Here is a 20273-nt window from a genome sequence, read left to right as displayed (position 1 = left end):
CCACAGATAAAGCGCTAACCCTTCAGGGCATGCTACTGGCATTGCCCCTGTGGGAGCGGGCTTGTCCCGCGATGGGCGCGCAGCGGCCCTCGGAACGCCAAACACACCTTCGACAGCGGAGCACCTGCGAAGGCGACGACACCGTCAATCCTTGGCCAGCTCGCGGGTCTTCTCCTGCGCCTTGCGCTCCCGCGCGACCACCGCTCGCTCCTTGTCGCCATGGACACGCTGCTGGTCTTGCCGGAACGCTTCCCAGAACTGGCGGGAACGCTCAGCACCGCCTTCGGCCAGCGCCACAGTGCTGCCCAGGGTGAGTACGGCGAGCAACAGATACTTGGTCAGGTTCATCGTGTTTGCCTCGTGTGATAGCCATTCATGGAGCCATCCTAGCGAGGCACAGCTAACGCCAAGGTGAGGCGGACATTACAGTGCTGCAAGGCTTGCCCCCTCGCATGACCCTCGAAAGGCACCGGCCTATCGCCAGGATGACCGCTGCATTACAAATCCGTTATCCGCGGCCCCTCGCCGTTCGCATGCCGTAACATCCCCGCCCTTGACCCTGATCCTGCTACAGGGTCGAGAATCGCCGCCTTTCACCACACGAGCCCTGCCCATGCGCCTACTGATCATCGAAGACGAGCTGCGTACCGCCGATTACCTGCAACAAGGCCTGCGCGAGAACGGCTACGTGGTCGACTGCGCCCACACCGGGATCGATGGCCTGCACCTGGCCCGGCAGCAGCCCTACGACCTGGTGATCCTCGACGTCAACCTGCCGGAACTCGACGGCTGGAGCGTGCTGCAACGCCTGCGGGCCGAGTCGTCCACGCGCATCATGATGCTCACGGCGCACGGTCGCCTGGCCGATCGGGTCCGGGGGCTGGACCTGGGCGCCGACGACTACTTGCTCAAGCCGTTCGAGTTTCCCGAACTGCTGGCACGTATCCGCACCCTGTTGCGGCGCAACGACCAACACCTGCAACCGAGCACACTGCGCGTTGCCGACCTGGAGCTGGACCCCGGCCGCCACCGCGCCTTCCGTGCCGGCCGGCGTATCGACCTCACCGCCAAGGAGTTCGCCCTGTTGCACCTGTTGATGCGCCAGAGCGGCGAAGTCCTGTCGCGCACACAGATCATCTCGCTGGTCTGGGACATGAACTTCGACTGCGACACCAACGTCGTGGAAGTGTCGATCCGCCGCCTGCGGGCGAAGATCGACGACCCGTTCGAAGACAAGCTGATCCACACCCTACGCGGTGTCGGCTATGTGCTCGAGGCTCGCCCGTGAAGCAGGCAAGCCTGTCCCTGCGCCTGGGCCTGTCGGTGACCCTCATGGGCGCGGCGCTGGTGTTGCTACTGGCGTGCCTGGCCGTATTCGCCCTGGACCACGAACTCGACAGCCGAGCACGCAAGGACCTGACGCGCAAGATGCTGCAGGTCGAGCACAACCTGCGCGTGGACCTGCGCAACGAAGACCTGGGCCGGCGTGCCCATCCCTTGCTCGACCTGGTCATGGGCCATGACAACCTGAGCCTGAGCGTGCTGGCGCTGAACGGTCGCCACCCTTTGCTGTTGAGCCTGGGCCCAGCCTTGGCGGCCCAGGCGAGCCAGCTGCCAGTCGAATCACGACTGACCTTCCATGCCTGGGCCGACAGCGCCGGCAACCAGTTCCTCACGGCCACCCGACTGATGCGCCTGCGCGACGACACGCCCGTGCGGGTGATGATGTCGCTCAACCGCGCCGACGACAGCGCCCTGCTCCAGGCCTACCTGCACTCGACCCTGCTCGCCTTGCCGCTGCTGCTGCTGCTGATCGGCTTCAGTGCCTGGAAGCTGGTTCAACGCGGCCTGCGCCCATTGCGCCATTTCCGCCGCGTCGCCGGCCGGGTGTCGGCCCAGGAGCTGGAGCATCGTCTGCCCGACAGCGACCTGCCCCATGAACTGGCCGAGCTGGCCAGGGCCATCAATGTCATGCTCGACCGCCTGGACCAGGGCGTCAGCCAGCTGTCCCAGTTTTCCGATGACCTGGCCCACGAATTGCGCACACCTATCAGCAACCTGATGGGCAAGGCCCAGGTCACCCTGGCCCGCGAGCGCGACGCCCCTCGTTACCGGGAGGCCCTGGAGGAAAGCGTCGAAGAACTGACCCGACTCAACCGCATCATCAACGACATGCTCTTCCTCGCCCAGGCCAGCCAGCCGCAGGCTCAGCTCTCCCAGGTGCCGCTGGCACTGGCCGAGGAAGCCGGGCGAGTCGTCGAACTGTTCGCCTTCAGTGCCGAGCTCAAGGGGGTCGAACTGCGCTTGCGAGGCTGGGGCACGGCACTTGGGGACCGGCTGATGTTCCAGCGGGCACTGTCCAACCTGCTGAGCAATGCCATCCGACACAGCCCGGAGAACCAAGTGGTGGAGGTAGCGATCGAGCGTCGAGGCGACGAAGTCAGGCTGGCGGTGGAAAACCAGGGGCCGGGCATTGCCCAGGCACACCTGCCGCACCTGTTCGAACGTTTCTATCGCGCAGGGAGTGGGCGCTCCCGGCAGGAGGGCGGAACAGGCCTGGGGCTGGCGATCGTGAAGTCGATCATGCAGCTGCATGGCGGGCGGGTCGAGGTCAGTAGCCAGCGCCAGGGGCCGACACGGTTCGCCTTGGTGTTTCGGGCAGAATGATGTTTGCCGTCTGGCCTGATCGCTGGGCAAGCCCGCGATCAGGCCATGCGAAAAATCAGCGGGAAGCCGCCACGATCAGCGCCTTCATCTCCGCCACCGCCGCCTTGAAGCCGACGAACAGGGCATGGGCCACCAGCGCATGGCCGATGTTCAGTTCGTTGATGCCCTTGATCGCCGCCACCGCCTCGACGTTGTGGTAGTGAAGGCCGTGGCCGGCATTGACGATCAGCCCCTGCCCCACGCCAAAGGCCACGCCATCGACGATACGCTGCAGTTCGTCGGCCACTTCGGTGGGCGTCTGGGCATCGGCGTAACGGCCGGTGTGCAGCTCGACCGCAGGTGCGCCGACGCGACGCGAGGCCTCGATCTGGCGCTCATCCGGGTCGATGAACAAGGAAACCTCGGCCCCCGTACGTGCCAGACGCTCTACGGCAGCCTTGATCCGCGCCTCCTGGCCAGCGACATCCAGGCCGCCTTCGGTGGTGAGCTCCTGGCGGGTTTCCGGCACCAGGCAAATGTGCGCCGGGCGGATTTTCTCGGCGAAGGCCATCATCTCTTCGGTAACGCCCATTTCGAAGTTCATGCGCGTCTGCAGCACGTCCTTGAGCAACAGCACATCGCGCTCCTGGATGTGGCGGCGGTCTTCACGCAGATGCACGGTGATGCCATCGGCCCCCGCCTCCTCGGCATCCAGCGCGGCCTTGACCGGGTCCGGGTAACGGGTGCCCCGGGCTTGGCGCAGGGTCGCCACGTGGTCGATGTTGACGCCGAGAAGCATGCGGTTGCTGTGAGTCACGAAAGGGCTCTCCTGAAGTGTGAGCCCCACAGCATACGATGTGCTCAGCGCTTGCGAAACAGTTCCCGACTCACCAGGGGCTTGGGGCCCAGATGAACCGCCAGGGCCTGGCGCATGAGGCGCTTGGCCGCCAGCAAGGCGCCAGGCGCCGCCCAGTCGGCCTGGCCCAGTGCCAGCAACTCGGCTCCGGTGAACAACCCAGGCTGCGCCAGGTACACACGCTCCAGGCCCGCATCCACCTGCAAGCGATACAGCCCGGTGCTTTCGATCGGGTCGTCGTTGATGTCGTGGTCCAGGGCGAAGGCATACCCCAGTTCGTCCAGCAGGCGCCATTCGAAGGCCCGCAGCAGTGGTTCCAGCGCGCGGCCGGCGGCCAGGGCCTGGAGCGTCAGGGTGTAGTGTTCGAACAAACCAGGGTGCGGGGCCTCTGCCGGCAGCAGGCGCATCAACAGCTCGTTGAGGTAGAGCCCGCTGAACAGGGCATCGCCATGCAACCAGCCGGCAATGCCGATGCTGTCGAGGCGGCCGACGTTCTTCAGCTCGCCGCGTCCGCGCAGCTCCACCTCCAACTCCACGAAGGGGCGTACCAGGCTGCCACCCTTGCCCCGGGCACGGCGCAGCACCGCCCGCACGCGCCCCTGCGGCGTGAAGAAGTCCACCAGCGCACTGGTTTCCTTGTAGGCACGACTATGCAGCACGTAGGCCGGCTGGCCGACTGGTTGTTCCATGGAAATCACTCGCCCCGGTTCGGCACATGCCCCTGTAGGAGCGGCCTTGTGCCGCGAAAGGGCTGCGAAGCGGCCCTATGTTCAAGGGCCGTTCTGCGGCCCTTTCGCGGCACAAGGCCGCTCCTACAAGGGGCGTGGCCGGCCTGTGGAGTTACAGGTCGCCGTAGCCCAGCGAGCGCAGGGCACGCTCGTCGTCGGACCAGCCGCCCTTGACCTTGACCCAGAGGTTGAGCATGACCTTGGCGTCGAACAGCAGCTCCATGTCCTTGCGCGCCTCGGAACCGATGCGCTTGATGCGCTCGCCCTTGTCGCCAATGATGATTTTCTTCTGCCCGTCACGCTCGACCAGAATCAGCGCGTGGATGTGCAGCACATGGCCCTGCTGCTTGAACTCTTCGATTTCCACGGTGATCTGGTATGGCAGCTCCGCCCCGAGCTGGCGCATGATCTTCTCGCGAACCAGTTCGGCGGCCAGGAAGCGGCTGCTGCGGTCGGTGATCTGGTCTTCCGGGAAGAAGTGCTCGTTCTCCGGCAGGTGCTTGGCGATCAGGGCCTCGAGGGCCTCGAGGTTGTGCCCCTGTTGGGCGGAGATCGGCACGATCTCGGCATTCGGCAGTTGCTGCTGCAGCCATTGTAGGTGCGGGATCAGCTCGGCCTTTTCTTCCATGCGGTCGGTTTTGTTGACGGCCAGGATCACCGGGCCGGTGACGTACTGGACCCGCTCGAGCACCAGCTGGTCTTCATCGGTCCAGCGGGTACGGTCGACCACGAAGATGACCACGTCGACGTCCTTCAGGGCCGCCGAGGCGTTGCGGTTCATGTAGCGGTTCAGGGCCTTGTCGTTGGCCTTGTGCATGCCGGGGGTGTCGACGTAGATCGCCTGCACGTCACCCTCGGTCTTGATGCCGAGCATGTTGTGGCGGGTGGTTTGCGGCTTGCGCGAGGTGATCGCCAGCTTCTGGCCGAGGATGTGGTTGAGCAGGGTCGATTTGCCCACGTTGGGGCGGCCGACGATGGCCACGTAGCCGCAGCGGGTCGGGTTGCTATCAGTCATTGCCATTCTCCACGCCCAGGGCGATCAATGCGGCGGCGGCGGCGACCTGCTCGGCGATACGCCGGCTCACGCCCTGGCCACGGCTCTTGTTGTTCAGCAGCACCACCTCGCATTCGACGAAGAAGGTGCGGCAGTGCGGTTCGCCCTGGATGTCCACCACTTCGTAGCGTGGCAGTTCGCAGGCACGCGACTGCAGGAACTCCTGCAGGCGGGTCTTGGGGTCCTTGTTGGTATCGACCAGGGTCAGGCCGTCGAACTCACCGGCCAGCCAGGCCAGGATGCGTTCACGCGCTGCCGCCATATCGGCGTCCAGGTAGATCGCACCGATCAATGCCTCCAGGGCATCGGCCAGGATCGACTCACGGCGAAAGCCGCCGCTCTTGAGCTCACCCGAGCCCAGGCGCAGGTACTCGCCCAGGTCGAAGCCACGGGCCAGGCGGGCCAGGGTCTCTCCCTTGACCAGGCGTGCGCGCAATCGCGACAGCTGGCCTTCCCGGGCCTGGGGGAAACGCTCGAACAGCGCTTCGCCGACCACGAAGTTGAGGATGGCATCGCCCAGAAACTCCAGGCGTTCGTTATTGCGCCCGGCATAGCTGCGATGGGTCAGGGCCAGCAGCATCTGGTCCTGGTTCTTGAAGGTATAGCCGAGCTTGCGCTCCAGGCGAGCAAGGGAAGCACTCATGGGGCCACCCGTGGGTTGTTCAACGCGTTGTTCAAATCAACATCCTGAAAGACTGTTTGGCTGTGGTCCGCCACCTTGTGGGCGGCAGAATCTCTCGATCCCTGAGAACACAGCCTATGTCAGAAATGCATTCGGCGCTGTCTGCCAGACAGCGCCGTTGGGTATCAATGGATCAGGCCGACCCGCGACAGGTTGGGGAAGTGGCTGAGCTTAGGCTCCGGCCAGCTCATCCAGACCGCGAAGGCCTTGCCGACGATGTTCCGATCCGGAACCATGCCGTGCAGTTCCTTCGGAATGTTCGGATCGTCCCAGTAACGGCTGTCGTTGGAGTTGTCGCGGTTGTCGCCCATCATGAAGTAATGGCCGGCGGGCACGGTCCATTGCTGGTCCGGCGGCATGCGGTAGCGGCTCATCTCCTTGCGGATCAGGTGCTCGGCCTCGCCCAGCTTCTCCTTGTACAGCTGGGCGCTGCCCAGGGTACCCGGCTCGGCGCCGACCAGTTGCTCGGCTACCGGCTGGCCATTGACATACAGGCGCTTGTCGCTGGTGTAACGAACCTGGTCGCCCGGCAGGCCGACCACGCGCTTGATGTAGTTGACGTTCGGGTCGCTGGGGTAGCGGAACACCATCACGTCGCCCCGCTGCGGGTCACCGATCTCGATGACCTTCTTGTCGATCACCGGCAGGCGAATGCCATAGGAGAACTTGTTCACCAGGATGAAATCGCCCACTTCCAGGGTGGGTTTCATCGACCCCGAAGGGATCTGGAACGGCTCGACCAAGAACGAACGCAGCACCAGCACGATGAACAGCACCGGGAAGAACGACTTGCCGTACTCGACCAGCAACGGCTCCTTGTTCAGGCGCTCGAGCACGGCCATCTCGGGCTGGCTGACGCTGCCCTGGTAGTTGGCGACCGCCGCTCGCCGGCGCGGGGCCAGGAACAGCAGGTCGATCAGACCCAACAGGCCGCAGACGGCAACGGCGATGACGAGCAACAGCGGGAAATTTAGCGACATAGGACCTAGCTATCCAACCTGAGCACGGCGAGGAAGGCTTCCTGTGGGATCTCCACGTTGCCGACCTGTTTCATGCGTTTCTTACCGGCCTTCTGCTTCTCCAGCAGCTTCTTCTTACGGCTGACGTCACCGCCATAGCATTTAGCCAGTACGTTCTTTCTGAGTGCCTTGACGGTGGTACGCGCCACGATCTGGCCGCCGATGGCTGCCTGGATCGCCACGTCGAACATCTGCCGAGGGATCAGTTCCTTCATCTTTTCAGTCAGCGCACGGCCCTTGTAGTGGGCGTTGTCGCGATGAACGATCAGCGCCAGGGCATCGACCTTGTCGCCGTTGATCAACACGTCCAGCTTGACCAGGTTGGCCGACTGGTAGCGATCGAAATGATAGTCCAGCGACGCGTAGCCACGGCTGGTCGACTTCAGCTTGTCGAAGAAGTCCAGCACCACTTCGTTCATCGGCAGGTCGTAGCGCACCTGCACCTGGCTGCCGAGGAACTGCATGTCGCGCTGCACGCCACGCTTCTCGATGCACAGGGTGATGACGTTGCCCAGGTGCTCCTGGGGCACGAGGATGGTGGCGGTGACGATCGGCTCGCGGAAGTCCTGCACGGCAGAGACGTCCGGCAGCTTGGACGGGTTGTCGACGTAGATGGTCTCGCCGGTCTTGAGCACCAGCTCGTAGATCACGCTCGGCGCGGTGGTGATCAGGTCCAGGTCGTATTCGCGCTCCAGGCGCTCCTGGATGATCTCCATGTGCAGCATGCCGAGGAAGCCGCAACGGAAGCCGAAGCCCAGGGCGTCGGAGCTTTCCGGCAGGTATTGCAGCGAGGAGTCGTTCAGGGTGAGCTTCGACAATGCGTCGCGGAAATCCTCGAAATCGTCGGAGCTGACCGGGAACAGGCCGGCGTATACCTGCGGCTGGATCTTCTTGAAGCCGGGCAGCACTTCGACCTCGGGGGTCGAGGACAGGGTCAGGGTGTCACCGACCGGGGCACCATGGATGTCCTTGATGCTGGCGATGATGAAGCCCACTTCACCGGCCTTGAGGTCAGCGGTCTGGGTGTGCTTGGGGGTGAAGACACCGACGCTGTCGACCAGGTGCACCTTGCCGGTGGACTTGACCAGGATCTTGTCGCCTTTCTTGACCCGGCCGTGGCGTACACGCACCAGGGAGACGACACCCAGGTAGTTGTCGAACCAGGAATCGATGATCAGCGCCTGCAGGGGGGCATCGATCTCGCCCTCGGGGGCCGGGATGGTCTGCACCAGGCGCTCGAGCACCTCGTCCACGCCCATGCCGCTCTTGGCACTGCAGGCCACGGCGTCGGTGGCGTCGATGCCGATGATCTTCTCGATCTCGTCCTTGACGCGGTCCGGGTCGGCCTGGGGCAGGTCCATCTTGTTCAGCACCGGCATGACCTCCAGGCCCTGCTCGATGGCGGTGTAGCAGTTGGCCACGGACTGGGCTTCGACACCCTGGCCGGCGTCCACCACCAGCAGCGCGCCCTCGCAGGCCGCCAGGGAACGGCTGACCTCATAGGTGAAGTCGACATGGCCGGGGGTATCGATGAAGTTCAGCTGGTAGATCTTGCCGTCCTGGGCCTTGTAGTGCAGCGTGACGCTGTGGGCCTTGATGGTGATACCGCGCTCGCGCTCGAGGTCCATGGAGTCGAGGACCTGGGCTTCCATTTCGCGCGCAGTCAGGCCACCGCACATCTGGATGAAACGGTCGGCCAGCGTCGACTTGCCATGGTCGATGTGGGCGATGATGGAGAAATTGCGGATATGACTCAAATCACTCACGGGTCAACACTCGAAAAGGCTGCGAGCCGGACGCCCGCCGAAAAATAGCCGGGAATTGTACCTCAAGCCGCGGGGATATGGGAGATTCCTGATCAAGCGCCATGGCAGTGGGCGCTTACCCTACGGCAGCAGGCGCAGCGTCGACCTAACCTGCCCTGTGGAAGCGGGCTTGCTCCGCGATCAGGGGCGCAGCCCTTGCCATACGGGCGCGATAACAGGGTCGAGCCAATCGCGGGATGTGCTGTGTCCGGCGGCATATTTCATGAAATGCTTCATGAAAAAGGGCAGCCGAAGCTGCCCTTTCCTACGCCACCTTCAGCTCTATTCCGCTAGCTTGAAGGTGATGAAGCTGGCGCGGCCTTGGCGCAGCACGCGCATGGATACCGAGCGGTTCTTCGGCAGGTCCTTGGCGATTTCGGTGAACTGCTTGGCCGAGGTGATCGCCTGGTTGTTCAGGTGGCTGATGACGTCACCTGGGCGCAGGCCGATCAGCGCTGCCGGGCCATCCTGGATCTCCTTGATCACCACGCCGCCCTTGAGCTCGAGCGATTTCTTCTGCTCGGCGGTCAGGTCGGTCACGGAGACACCCAGGCGGTTGCTGCTGCGCTCGGCGCCGCTCTGGCCACCAGTACCGATGTCGGCGTCATCCTCCGGCAGTGCGCCGATGGTGATGTCCAGGTTCTGGCGCTTGCCGTTGCGGATGATCTCCAGGCGCGCCTTGTCGCCATCCTTGAGGCTGCCTACCAGGTGCGGCAGGTCGGCCGACATGATGATCGGTTGACCATTCATGCTCAGGATGACGTCACCCACCTGCAGGCCGCCCTTGGCCGCCGGGCCGTCTTCGAGCACCTGGGCCACCAGGGCGCCAGCAGGTTTGTCCAGACCAAAGGATTCGGCGAGGTCCTTGTTGACCTCCTGAATCACCACACCCAGCCAGCCACGGCTGACCTTGCCGTCTTTCTTCAACTGGTTGGAGACGTCCAGCGCCACGTCGATCGGGATGGCGAACGACAGGCCCATGAAGCCGCCGGAGCGGGTGAAGATCTGCGAGTTGATCCCCACCACTTCGCCCTTCATGTTGAACAACGGGCCACCGGAGTTGCCCGGGTTGATCGCCACGTCGGTCTGGATGAACGGCACGTAGGTGTCGTTGGGCAGGGTCCGGCCCTTGGCGCTGACGATACCCTTGGTCACCGAGTGGTCGAAGCCGAACGGCGAGCCGATGGCCAGCACCCACTCACCGACCTTGAGCTTCTCGGAGTCCCCCAGCTTGACGGTCGGCAGGTTCTTGCCCTCGACCTTGAGCAGGGCCACGTCGGTGCGCGGGTCGGTGCCGACCAGCTTGGCCTGCAGTTCGCTGCGGTCGGACAGGCGCACGATGATCTCGTCGGCGTCGGCCACCACATGGTTGTTGGTCAGCACATAGCCGTCGCTGGAGATGATGAAGCCCGAGCCGAGCGACTGCGCTTCACGCTGGCGATCGCCACGGGGTGAACGCGGCATCTGCGGCATGTTGCGCTCGAAGAATTCGCGGAACATCGGCGGCAGGCCTTCGAGGTCCGGCATCTGCCCGGCAGCGACACGGCGGTCCGGCAGCTTCTGCTTGGTACTGATGTTCACCACCGCCGGCGAGGCTTGTTCGACCAGGGTGGTGAAGTCCGGCAAGGCCTCCTCGGCCTGGGCGGTGAGCACCTGGCCGAGCATCAGCACGGCGGCGAACATCGAGAGATAGGATTTCAAGCGTGGTATCGACATACGGCTCCCGTCACAACGAGCGTAGTTAACAAAGTGAGGCCCTTGCACAAGCAAGAAAGGCCAGACCCCGAGAAGCCTGACCTATAAAAAATTTACGGAAGGATTGCAAATGACAATGCTTTAATTTCATGTCAGCCGCATGACCTACGTGCTGTAGGAAAGCGCGCCATCATTGGCGCGCCTGGGCATCCTGGGGGCGCATGGACAAGGCGACACGCTCGGCGGTCCCCAGGGGAATCTCCCCGACCACCGTGACCATGACCTTGCCCTTGGGCGTATTGAGATGGCGCGAAACCGCCACCGTTGGCCCCAGCTGCGCGCGCGTGTCAGGGCCGACATCATCGTTGACAGGCTCCAGGAACACCGAGAAGCGTGCCAGGCCATCATCGTACATCAGGCTGCTGACCAGGCTGTCGCGCTTGGGATCGCGGCGCACCGAACTGTTGATCAGCTCGAAGCCCGGCGGCAGCCAGTCCGAACGCCAGCCGGCGACGGTTTCAGTGCTGGCCGAGGCGACACGCTCGACCGGCTTGCACGCGGCGCTGGCCTTGAGGTCATCGTCGGTGGGCAGGTCATCGGTGTCCAGGCGGGTCATCTGGAAACGTTCGAGCAACTGGCTCTTGTCGTTGAGCATCAACGAGCGCAGCGGCAGGCCGGTACGGCGGTCCAGGTGCAATTCGAAGGCATAGCGGTGCTGGTCCCGTGGGCTGAGCGTGACGATCACGGCGTCGCGACCGGCGACCCGCGACTTGCCTGCCACGCTCAAGTCGTACCAGCTCATCAATTTCAGGGGATCGAGTACACGCGGTGCGGAGTCCGGTGGTGTGCCGACACCACTGGCCAGGGCCCCACTGACGCATTGCACCTTGCCGTCGACGCGCACGATCTCCTGGGCCGCGCCATCGAGCTGCAACAGACGCTCGCTGACCTTGCCGTCCTGGACGCGGTGCCAGATATCGTGGGAGGAGAAGCTGCCATTACGCTCGTAGACGAAGGAACCCTGGTAACTCTGCTCTTGCTCGGCCCGTGCCAGCTTGTTCAACCATTCGCTCGCCTCGGGCGAGGAGTTGGCCGCCAATGCCGGCACCGTCATGCAGCTGCCGAGCAGCAGCGACAGGAGAGGTAGCGCGCGCATGATCCTCCTTACTTAACGGTTTTCCAGGCTGGCGGCGCGTGCGTAGGGCAGAGCGGTTTCGGTGCCCTTGAGCGCGGATTCCTGGGCATGCTGGCGCAGGTAGCCTGGCAGACGCTGATCCCAGCCGGCCTGGTTCTGCAGCACGCCGTTGGCCATCGGCCCGGTCGGTTGCTCACTGCTTTCACTATAGCCTGCCAAAACAGCTGGGCCTTTGCTTTGTGGCACGCTCAGGCCTTGTTGGGCTGGCTGCTGGGAAGCGAGCTCGGCACCGGTGATCTCGTCCTGGTTGTACAGGCGCACGCCAGCCAGCACGGCAACGGTCACCGAGGCTGCGACAGCCAGGCGGCCGATGCTGCGCCATGGGCCTTGCTTGACCTTGGCAGGCACGGCTTCGTCGGCCAGCGCGGCGGACACCGCCGAGGCGATATCGAGCTTCGGCAGCACCAGCTCGTTGTGCATGGCTGCACGGGCAACCTGGTAGCGCGACCAGGTGGCACGGGTTTCAGGATCGTCGACGGCGTTCAACACCCGACGCAGTTCCAGTTCGTCCGCTTCGTTATCCATCACCGCGGACAGCGATTCCTGCAAAGCTTCACGACTCATGGCGGTTCCTCTCTTGGCTGTCGCCGCTGTCTCAGGTTTCCTGCAACAACGGTTGCAGGGCTTTGTCTATGGCCTCCCGAGCGCGGAAGATTCGAGAGCGCACGGTACCCACCGGACATTGCATGACACTGGCAATGTCTTCGTAACTCAGTCCGTCGAACTCACGTAGGGTCAATGCCGTGCGCAGGTCCTCGGGCAGCTGCTGGATGGTGCGATGGACAGTGCCTTCGATTTCATCCCGCAACAACGCGCGCTCTGGGGACTCGAGATCCTTGAGACCATGATCGCCGTCGTAAAACTCCGCATCCTCGGAGCTCACATCGCTGTCTGGCGGCCGTCTTCCACGGGATACCAGATAGTTCTTCGCCGTATTGATGGCGATGCGGTACAGCCAGGTATAGAACGCACTGTCACCGCGAAAATTTCCCAGCGCCCGGTAGGCCTTGATAAAAGCCTCCTGCGCGACATCCTGGGCCTCGTGGGTGTCGTGTACGAACCGCACGATCAACCCGAGAATCTTGTGCTGATACTTCAGCACCAACAGATCGAACGCTCGCCTGTCGCCGCGCTGCACGCGCTCGACCAGCTGCTGATCCTCTTCCTGGGTTAGCATGAACACTCCTCAGTGGTCTCGAAGGAGCGTTGCAACAGCCATCGTTCAGGCTTGCAACCATAGACTCGGCGTTTGCGCAAAAGTTCTCCCCTCCAAGCAAGTTTCCTGCGGCCCTTGGTCGGCTCGCACGAAAGACGCAGCGCGGACATGGCCGGCTGCGTCGATAATCAGGTCTCGAATACGCATGTGTCAGCCCGGATAGAGCTGCCGCCATGCGTCGCCGCGGCATTCAGTGGCGTACGGGCAGCCTTCTTAGGATTTCCGCCGGTATCGGAAAGTTCCCACAAAGATCGCCTCGACGGCGCAGATGCCATTGGAAATCAGGCACCTGTGGCTGCTATAAAGGCAGCCGGACAGGATCAACGATAGTTTCACAATGCCATCTGTGCCTGACTATTGTGCCGCTCCCCCTCTCAAGATTACTAGTGTCAAGACATGAGCCAACAATTCCAACATGATGTCCTGGTGATCGGCAGCGGTGCCGCTGGCCTGAGCCTGGCACTGAACCTCCCCAGCCACCTGCGCATCGCCGTGCTGAGCAAGGGCGACCTGGCCAACGGTTCGACTTTTTGGGCCCAGGGCGGCGTCGCCGCCGTGCTGGATGACACCGATACCGTACAGTCCCATGTCGAGGACACGCTCAATGCCGGCGGCGGCCTGTGTCATGAGGATGCCGTGCGTTTCACCGTCGAGCATAGCCGCGAAGCCATCGAATGGCTGATCGAGCAAGGCGTGCCGTTTACCCGTGACGAGCACTACAGCGTCGATGACGGCGGCTTCGAATTCCACCTCACCCGCGAGGGCGGGCACAGCCACCGGCGCATCATCCATGCTGCCGATGCCACCGGCGCGGCCATCTTCACCGCGTTGCTGGCCCAGGCCCGGCAACGGCCGAACATCGAGCTGCTGGAGCAGCGGGTGGCGGTCGACCTGATCACCGAGCGTCGCCTGGGCCTGCCGGGCGACCGCTGCCTGGGCGCCTATGTGCTGGACCGCAACACCGGCGAAGTCGATACCTTCGGTGCACGTTTCACCGTGCTGGCCACCGGCGGCGCGGCCAAGGTCTACCTCTATACCAGCAACCCCGACGGTGCCTGCGGCGATGGCATCGCCATGGCTTGGCGCGCCGGGTGCCGGGTGGCCAACCTGGAGTTCAACCAGTTCCACCCCACCTGCCTGTACCACCCCCAGGCCAAGAGCTTCCTGATCACCGAGGCCTTGCGCGGCGAAGGCGCCTTGCTGCGCCTGCCCAACGGCGAGCGCTTCATGCCACGCTTCGACCCGCGCGAAGAGCTGGCACCGCGCGATATCGTGGCCCGGGCCATCGACCATGAGATGAAGCGCCTGGGCGTGGACTGCGTGTACCTGGACATCAGCCACAAGCCGGCCGACTTCATCAAGAGCCATTTCCCCACCGTCTACGAGCGCTGCCTGGCGTTCGGCATCGACATCACCCGCCAGCCGATCCCGGTGGTGCCGGCGGCTCACTACACCTGTGGCGGGGTCATGGTCGACGACCGCGGGCACACCGACGTGCCAGGCCTGTACGCCATCGGCGAAACCAGCTTCACCGGCCTGCACGGTGCCAACCGCATGGCCAGCAATTCGCTGCTGGAGTGCTTCGTCTACGGCCGTGCAGCCGCTGCCGACATCGAGGCGCACCTTGCCCAAGTGAGCATGCCCACCGCCCTGCCCTGCTGGGATGCCAGCCAGGTCACCGACTCGGACGAGGACGTGATCATCGCGCACAACTGGGACGAACTGCGGCGCTTCATGTGGGACTACGTAGGTATCGTGCGCACCAGCAAACGCCTGCAACGCGCCGAACACCGCGTACGTCTGCTGCTGGACGAGATCGACGAGTTCTACAGCAACTACAAGGTCAGCCGCGACCTGATCGAGCTGCGTAACCTGGCCCAGGTGGCGGAGCTGATGATCCGCTCGGCAATGCAGCGCAAGGAAAGCCGAGGGCTGCATTACACCTTGGATTACCCGGGGATGCTGCCCGAGGCCAGAGACACCATCCTCGAACCCCTCTGAGATCCAGGCGTGCCCCAGCGCTGGCAGGCCGCTTTCCACATAGGTGCACGTCAGCTGGGGCTGTCTTGAGGTAGGTGAGCTCTCCGGAGCCTGGGGCCGCTACGCGCTCCTTTCGCGGCACAAGGCCGCTCCTACAGGTACGGCGTCAGTGCTAGCCCTGTGGGAGCTGGCGGAGCCTGCGATGGGCCGCAAAGCGGCCCCTTGAGCTTGAAGGGGCTCCACCGTCTGAGGGCTTGGGGCTGCTTTGCAGCCCATCGCAGGCTGTCGCCAGCTCCCACCGAGATTGCGCCGCTCTCAAGACTAGCGAAAGCCCTGTGGGAGCTGGCTTGCCGGCGATGAGGCCAGGACGGTAGTGGCCCAGCGCCTGCGACTGAACTTCAGCCGCACCCGCAAGCGCCGATGCTGGTCGGCATCCAGGGCATCGCGGGGCACACACTGGCTCTGGCCAAGCCAGCGCCCCGGCCTTGCGAACCGCAACACCACCAAACCGGGCAACGCCACGCTATCACGATACAGCCGCACCGGCTGCCACCCCTGGGCACGGCTGAACAAGCGCCAGCCCGCCGGGTCACGACGCAAACCGGTAATGGCCTCGGGGTGGGTCAACAGGATATGGCGGGGAATCACCCAACAGGCATGGGCAAGGCAGGCAACGGCAACGGAAAGGCCGAGCCACCAGGGCAGCGCGCTCGAGGTCAGGGCCGAGCACGCCAGCACCTGGCAGGCCAGGTAGGCCGTCAGCAGCAGGCGTGAGCCTCGCCAACGGCATTCGAAATGCTCACTTGGGCTGGACACGGTCCAGGATGATGCGAACCATGCGTTGCAGCTCGGGATCGTCGGACTCGGTGCGCTCCATGAACCAGCCGAACATGTCCTGGTCTTCGCAGGTCAGCAGGCGACGGTACAGCTCGCGGTCCGCTTCGCTCAGGGTGGGGTAGACCTCCTGGGTGAATGGCACCAGCAGCACGTCCAGTTCCAGCATGCCGCGGCGGCTGTGCCAGAAAAGCCGGTTGAGTTCAGTTTGTTCGACCATGGGGCCCTCCTCGAATGGGCGGCCAGTATACAGCGGGGCGCTCGCGGCGGCACAAGGCGTTGGTCTAGTCACCTACCTATTTTGTTACCAGCGTTCTATGATGGCCGCCAGTCTCAAGCAACCGCGATGACCCATGGCCGATTCCGCTTTCTTCTGTCCCCTGTCCCACGAGGGCATCCTCGCCGTCCGCGGCTCCGACGCCGGCAAGTTCCTGCAAGGCCAGCTGACCTGCAATATCAACTACCTCAGCCAGGAACATGCCAGCCTCGGTGCACGCTGCATGGTCAAGGGCCGCATGCAGTCGAGCTTCCGCATCCTTCCGGAAGGCAACGGCTACCTGCTGGCCATGGCCAGCGAACTGCTCGACGCGCAGCTGGCCGACCTCAAGAAGTATGCCGTGTTCTCCAAGGCCACCCTGACCGACGAAAGCGCTGCCTGGGCGCGTTTCGGCCTGGAACGGGGCGATGCCGCGCTCCAGGCACTGGGCCTGGCCATACCTGCCGAGGCCGGGGCCACGGTACGCCATGACGGCCTGATCGCCATCGCCGTCAGCAGCGGCCGCGTGGAACTCTGGGCCCCCGCCGCACAAGCCTCCACCGTGCGCCAGGTGCTCGCCACGCACCTGGCCGAAGCGCCCCTCAATGACTGGCTGCTCGGCCAGGTCCGCGCAGGCATCGGCCAGGTCATGGGCCCGACCCGCGAGCTGTTCATCCCGCAGATGATCAACCTGCAGGCCGTCGACGGCGTGAGCTTCAAGAAAGGCTGCTACACCGGCCAGGAGATCGTCGCGCGCATGCAGTACCTGGGCAAGCTCAAGCGTCGCCAGTACCGCCTGGCGCTGGCCCAGGACAGCGTGCCCGCACCGGGTGCCGAGATCTTCTCGCCCACCCATGGCTCTTCGGTGGGGGAAGTGGTGATCGCGGCCAGCACCGGCCAGGGCTGCGAGCTGCTGGCGGTGCTCAGCGCCGAGGCGGTGGAAGACGACAACCTGCACCTGGGCAGCCTCGAAGGCCCACGGCTGGAACTGCTCAGCCTGCCCTACGAACTGGACCGCGACCGGGAAATCCTGCGCTGACCAGCCTGCCCCGTCACTTGGGCGGGGCTGCACCACTGCGTTAGAGAAGCTACATGAACAAGCTGGCCGAGATGGTTCAAGCACAATTGCTCGCAGCCATCGAAAAGGACGACCTGGTCCTGCCGACCCTCCCGGAAGTGGCCTTGAGCATCCGCGAGGCCGCCGAGGACAGCGAGATCAGCGTCGCCGCCCTGAGCCGGGTGATCGGCCGCGACGCCGCCCTTTCGGCGCGCCTGATCAAAGTGGTCAACAGCCCGTTGCTGCGAGCCTCGGTGGAAGTCACCGACTTGCACACCGCCATCACCCGCCTGGGCATCAACTACAGCTGCAACCTGGCGATCGGCCTGGTGATCGAACAGATCTTCCACGCCCGCTCACCGTCGGTAGAGCACAAATTGCGCGATATATGGGCCAACAGCCTGGATGTTGCCGGCATCAGCTATGAACTGTGCCGTCGCTACACCCAGCTCAAGCCGGACCAGGCGACCTTGGGCGGGTTGGTCCACCAGATCGGTGCGCTGCCTGTGCTGATCTACGCCGAGGAACATAACGAGCTGCTTTCGGACCCGGTGTGCCTGCACTATGTGATCGAGCAGATTCATCCGGTGCTGGGCGACAAGATCCTCGGCGCCTGGGAATTCCCCGAGCAACTGGTCAAGCTGCCCAGCCAGGTGCAGGACCTGGACCGGCGCACCGACAAGATCGACTACATCGATATCGTGCAGATCGCGCGCCTGCTCAGCCATCGTAATCGCAGCCGGCCACTGGCTGCCTTGCCTGCCTACCAGCACCTGGGCCTGCCCCACGGCATGGAACTGGATGTCGCCGACCTGCTCGATGCGCGGAACATGTTGCGCTAGCAGGCTCTGGCACTCTCCTCTGTAGAAACGGGCTTGCCCCGCGATTAGGCCGGACCTGCCAACGCTGCCGCCTGGCAAGGGCTTCGCCCTTGATCGCGGGGCAAGCCCGCTCCTACAGAAAAAAACCGCGCAGGACAGGTTGAGGTGGAAGCACCGGCAGGCCGCGTCAATCGGCGATAAAACTCACCCGCACCCGCAACCCACCGTTCTCGCCGTCATGCAGGCTGATCTGTGCCAAGTGTGCACGGCAGATCTCGCCGACGATCGCCAGCCCCAGACCAGTGCCCTGGGCACTGCGTCGGTAGAAGCGCTCGAATACCCGTTCGCGCTCCTCCAGGGGAATGCCCGGCCCGTCGTCTTCCACTTCGAGCACGGCCGGCGCCAGCACCCGCAAGATCACGTTGCCGCCCTTCGGCGTATGGGCCAGGGCATTGTCCACGAGGTTACTGAGCAACTCGTTGAGCAAGGTCGGTTCGCCCTTGAGCCACACCGGCGCTTCAGCCTCCAGGGCCAGGGCCACACCCCGCGCATGGGCCAGCGGTGCCATGGCCATGCCCAGCTCACGAGCCAGCTGACTCAGGTCCAGGCGCTGGGCGCCGCCTTCGGCAATGGCCCGGGCGCCGTTTTCCACCCGTGCCAGGGAGAGCAACTGGTTGGCCAGGTGGGTCAGACGGTCGGTCCCCTGGGCAGCGGTCTCCAGGGTCTGACGCCACTGCTCCGGCTCCTGGGAGCGCAGCCCCAGCTCGACCCGTGCCTTGAGCGCCGCCAATGGCGTGCGCAGCTCATGGGCCGCCTCGGCGATGAACTGCGCCTGGCGTTCGAACTGGCCCCTGAGGCGTTCGGTGAAATGGTTCAGGGCGCGCACCAACGGGCCCAGTTCCCGCTGCACCTGCACCACCGGCAGAGCCCGCAGGTCGTCGGGTTGACGCTCCTCCACCGCTGTGCGCAGGCGTTCCAGCGGGCGCAACGCGGCGCTGACCGCGAACCACACCATCATCAGCGCGCCGAGGGCCAGCATGCCCAGGCGTAGCAGGGTATCAGCCATCAACCCCCGGGCCATGCGCACCCGCGCCTCTTCGGTCTCGGCCACACGGATCTCGGCCATGCCGTTCATGTTCGGCTCGCTGACCGCCTTGAGCAGGCTGACCACCCGCACGTCCTGGCCCAGGTAGGTGGCGTTGTAGAACCGCGCCAGGGCCGGGTAGTCGTCGGTGCGCGGGGTACCGGGCGGTGGCGGCGGCAGGTTTTCATAACCGGAGATGAGCTCGCCGTGGATATCCAGTACCTGGTAGTAGATGCGCCCGGCACTGTCGTAGGCGAAGGTATCCAGGGCCACGTAAGGCACATCGGCGCTGAGCGTGCCATCGCGCTGGGACAGGCCGGCGGCGATGGTCCGCGCCGAGGCCAGCAAGGTACGGTCGTAGGCGGTATCGGCGGCTTCGCGGCCATTCCAGTAGGCGCTCAGGCCACTGGCCAGCATCAACACCACCAGCAGCAGCGCCAGGTTGCCGAGCAGGCGCCCGCGCAGGCTGCCGTTGTCACGCATCGCGGTGCTCGAGCAGGTAGCCAAGCCCGCGGAAGGTGACGATGGCGACCGGGTGACCATCGAGCTTCTTGCGCAGGCGATGGATGTAGATCTCGATGGCATCCGGGCTGGCCTCCTCGTCCAGGCCGAACACTTGGGCGGCCAGTTGCTCCTTGCTCATCACCCGGCCTGGGCGGGCGATCAGCGCCTCGAGCACGCTCTGCTCGCGCTGGGTCAGGGTCAAGGCGTCATCCCCCAGGGTGAAACGGCGGGTGTCCAGGTCGTAGACCAGCGGGCCGCAGCGCTGCTGGCGTTCGCCGCCCAGCACGCTGCGGCGCAACAGGGCTTTTACCCGCGCCTCGAGCTCGGTCAGTTCGAAGGGCTTGGCCAGGTAGTCGTCGGCCCCCAGGTTCAGGCCGTGCACCCGGTCCTTGACGTCGCTGCGCGCGGTGAGCATCAGCACCGGCAGGGTCTTGCCGCGGCCGCGCAGGCGTGCCAGCACCTCGAAGCCGTCCATGCGCGGCAGGCCGACATCGAGCACGGCCACGGCATAGTCCTCGCTGGCCAGGGCCAGGTCGGCGGCCACGCCATCGTGCAGCACGTCCACGGTCAGGCCATGGCTCTTGAGGGCCTGGGCCACGCTTTCGGCCAGTTGCAGGTGGTCTTCGACCAGCAACACACGCATCGGATTCTCCCTGCTCGGGTGGGGCTTTGCCGCGGAGTGTACCGCCGTCGAGGGGCCTGTGAAGCCCTCGCGGCAAACCTTTCACGCTGAAAGGTTAGCGAAAGGTTCATTACCTAGCATCGCACCACGGTCGCCCCGCGCGCCGAACAAAGCACCAGCAAGGTGCAACCGATAAGAACAATAAACGGAGTCATCGAC

General features: G+C 64.4%; 20 protein-coding genes. 5 read left to right on the top strand and 15 right to left on the bottom strand.

The annotated features are described in order from the left end of the window. Window positions 1-144: 144 nt before the first annotated feature. The gene (locus tag ACXHGZ_RS03855) at window positions 145-348 is read right to left on the bottom strand and encodes a DUF2790 domain-containing protein (RefSeq protein ID WP_084855957.1); all 204 of its coding nucleotides are present in this window, start codon (window positions 346-348) and stop codon (window positions 145-147) included. Between the two features lie 265 nt (window positions 349-613). On the opposite strand from ACXHGZ_RS03855, the gene ACXHGZ_RS03850 reads away from it, so the two are divergent. Further along, window positions 614-1288, top strand: a complete 675-nt coding sequence (locus tag ACXHGZ_RS03850) for a heavy metal response regulator transcription factor (protein WP_084855955.1) — start codon at window positions 614-616, stop codon at window positions 1286-1288. Continuing rightward, window positions 1285-2667, top strand: coding sequence for a heavy metal sensor histidine kinase (locus ACXHGZ_RS03845; protein WP_480462478.1), 1383 nt, complete (start codon window positions 1285-1287; stop codon window positions 2665-2667). Before ACXHGZ_RS03850 ends, ACXHGZ_RS03845 begins: the two co-directional genes overlap by 4 nt. Window positions 2668-2722: 55 nt before the next feature. Here the strand turns inward: ACXHGZ_RS03845 and pdxJ are convergent, their stop codons facing one another. The 10 genes from pdxJ to rpoE all read right to left on the bottom strand — a co-directional run bounded on the left by pdxJ (window position 2723) and on the right by rpoE (window position 12857). Next, window positions 2723-3445, bottom strand: a complete 723-nt coding sequence (gene pdxJ / locus ACXHGZ_RS03840) for a pyridoxine 5'-phosphate synthase (RefSeq protein WP_411969630.1) — start codon at window positions 3443-3445, stop codon at window positions 2723-2725. Between the two features lie 62 nt (window positions 3446-3507). After that, entirely contained in the window at window positions 3508-4191 is a 684-nt protein-coding gene (gene recO, locus ACXHGZ_RS03835; protein ID WP_084855949.1) for a DNA repair protein RecO, read from the bottom strand. A gap of 151 nt (window positions 4192-4342) precedes the next feature. Beyond that, window positions 4343-5245 carry a GTPase Era gene (gene era, locus ACXHGZ_RS03830; RefSeq protein ID WP_084855948.1) on the bottom strand — a complete coding sequence of 301 codons (903 nt, stop codon included), beginning with the start codon at window positions 5243-5245 and terminating at the stop codon, window positions 4343-4345. Next, window positions 5238-5927 (bottom strand): ribonuclease III, encoded by a 690-nt coding sequence (gene rnc, locus ACXHGZ_RS03825; RefSeq protein ID WP_084855946.1) that lies wholly within the window; start codon window positions 5925-5927, stop codon window positions 5238-5240. The genes era and rnc overlap by 8 nt, the downstream gene beginning before the upstream one ends. Before the next feature lie 164 nt (window positions 5928-6091). Then, the gene (gene lepB, locus ACXHGZ_RS03820) at window positions 6092-6946 is read right to left on the bottom strand and encodes a signal peptidase I (protein ID WP_084855944.1); all 855 of its coding nucleotides are present in this window, start codon (window positions 6944-6946) and stop codon (window positions 6092-6094) included. 5 nt (window positions 6947-6951) lie between these two features. Next, window positions 6952-8751, bottom strand: coding sequence for a translation elongation factor 4 (gene lepA, locus ACXHGZ_RS03815; RefSeq protein WP_196144276.1), 1800 nt, complete (start codon window positions 8749-8751; stop codon window positions 6952-6954). Window positions 8752-9072: 321 nt separating this feature from the next. Next, complete coding sequence (locus ACXHGZ_RS03810) at window positions 9073-10473, bottom strand: DegQ family serine endoprotease (RefSeq protein ID WP_411969629.1); 1401 nt, start codon at window positions 10471-10473, stop codon at window positions 9073-9075. Window positions 10474-10675: 202 nt separating this feature from the next. Continuing rightward, the gene (locus ACXHGZ_RS03805) at window positions 10676-11641 is read right to left on the bottom strand and encodes a MucB/RseB C-terminal domain-containing protein (RefSeq protein WP_480462475.1); all 966 of its coding nucleotides are present in this window, start codon (window positions 11639-11641) and stop codon (window positions 10676-10678) included. 12 nt (window positions 11642-11653) lie between these two features. Then, the gene (locus ACXHGZ_RS03800) at window positions 11654-12244 is read right to left on the bottom strand and encodes a sigma-E factor negative regulatory protein (protein WP_084855936.1); all 591 of its coding nucleotides are present in this window, start codon (window positions 12242-12244) and stop codon (window positions 11654-11656) included. 31 nt (window positions 12245-12275) lie between these two features. Further along, complete coding sequence (gene rpoE, locus ACXHGZ_RS03795) at window positions 12276-12857, bottom strand: RNA polymerase sigma factor RpoE/AlgU (RefSeq protein WP_010220971.1); 582 nt, start codon at window positions 12855-12857, stop codon at window positions 12276-12278. A gap of 435 nt (window positions 12858-13292) precedes the next feature. Here rpoE and nadB point away from each other — a divergent pair, with 435 nt between their 5' ends. Then, complete coding sequence (nadB, locus tag ACXHGZ_RS03790) at window positions 13293-14897, top strand: L-aspartate oxidase (protein ID WP_480462472.1); 1605 nt, start codon at window positions 13293-13295, stop codon at window positions 14895-14897. Window positions 14898-15197: 300 nt separating this feature from the next. On the opposite strand, the gene ACXHGZ_RS03785 is transcribed toward nadB, so the two are convergent. Both ACXHGZ_RS03785 and ACXHGZ_RS03780 read right to left on the bottom strand, forming a co-directional pair. Continuing rightward, window positions 15198-15692 (bottom strand): protein YgfX, encoded by a 495-nt coding sequence (locus tag ACXHGZ_RS03785; RefSeq protein WP_480462470.1) that lies wholly within the window; start codon window positions 15690-15692, stop codon window positions 15198-15200. After that, complete coding sequence (locus ACXHGZ_RS03780; RefSeq protein WP_043206462.1) at window positions 15676-15930, bottom strand: FAD assembly factor SdhE; 255 nt, start codon at window positions 15928-15930, stop codon at window positions 15676-15678. The genes ACXHGZ_RS03785 and ACXHGZ_RS03780 overlap by 17 nt, the downstream gene beginning before the upstream one ends. A 133-nt stretch (window positions 15931-16063) precedes the next feature. Here ACXHGZ_RS03780 and ygfZ point away from each other — a divergent pair, with 133 nt between their 5' ends. Further along, complete coding sequence (gene ygfZ, locus ACXHGZ_RS03775; protein ID WP_480462467.1) at window positions 16064-17005, top strand: CAF17-like 4Fe-4S cluster assembly/insertion protein YgfZ; 942 nt, start codon at window positions 16064-16066, stop codon at window positions 17003-17005. A gap of 53 nt (window positions 17006-17058) precedes the next feature. Further along, on the top strand, window positions 17059-17865 hold the full coding sequence (locus tag ACXHGZ_RS03770; protein ID WP_084855928.1) for an HDOD domain-containing protein: 807 nt from the start codon (window positions 17059-17061) through the stop codon (window positions 17863-17865). A 166-nt stretch (window positions 17866-18031) separates the two neighbouring features. Here ACXHGZ_RS03770 and ACXHGZ_RS03765 read toward each other — a convergent pair whose 3' ends face one another. Beyond that, the gene (locus ACXHGZ_RS03765) at window positions 18032-19411 is read right to left on the bottom strand and encodes a sensor histidine kinase (RefSeq protein WP_480462465.1); all 1380 of its coding nucleotides are present in this window, start codon (window positions 19409-19411) and stop codon (window positions 18032-18034) included. Beyond that, complete coding sequence (locus tag ACXHGZ_RS03760) at window positions 19404-20075, bottom strand: response regulator (protein WP_465001772.1); 672 nt, start codon at window positions 20073-20075, stop codon at window positions 19404-19406. Before ACXHGZ_RS03760 ends, ACXHGZ_RS03765 begins: the two co-directional genes overlap by 8 nt. Between the last annotated feature and the right edge of the window lie 198 nt (window positions 20076-20273).

The sequence above is a fragment of the Pseudomonas shiyinii genome (assembly GCF_056725765.1).
The sequence above is the reverse complement of the archived record's forward strand: the minus strand, read 5'-3'. Positions and strand labels throughout refer to the sequence as shown.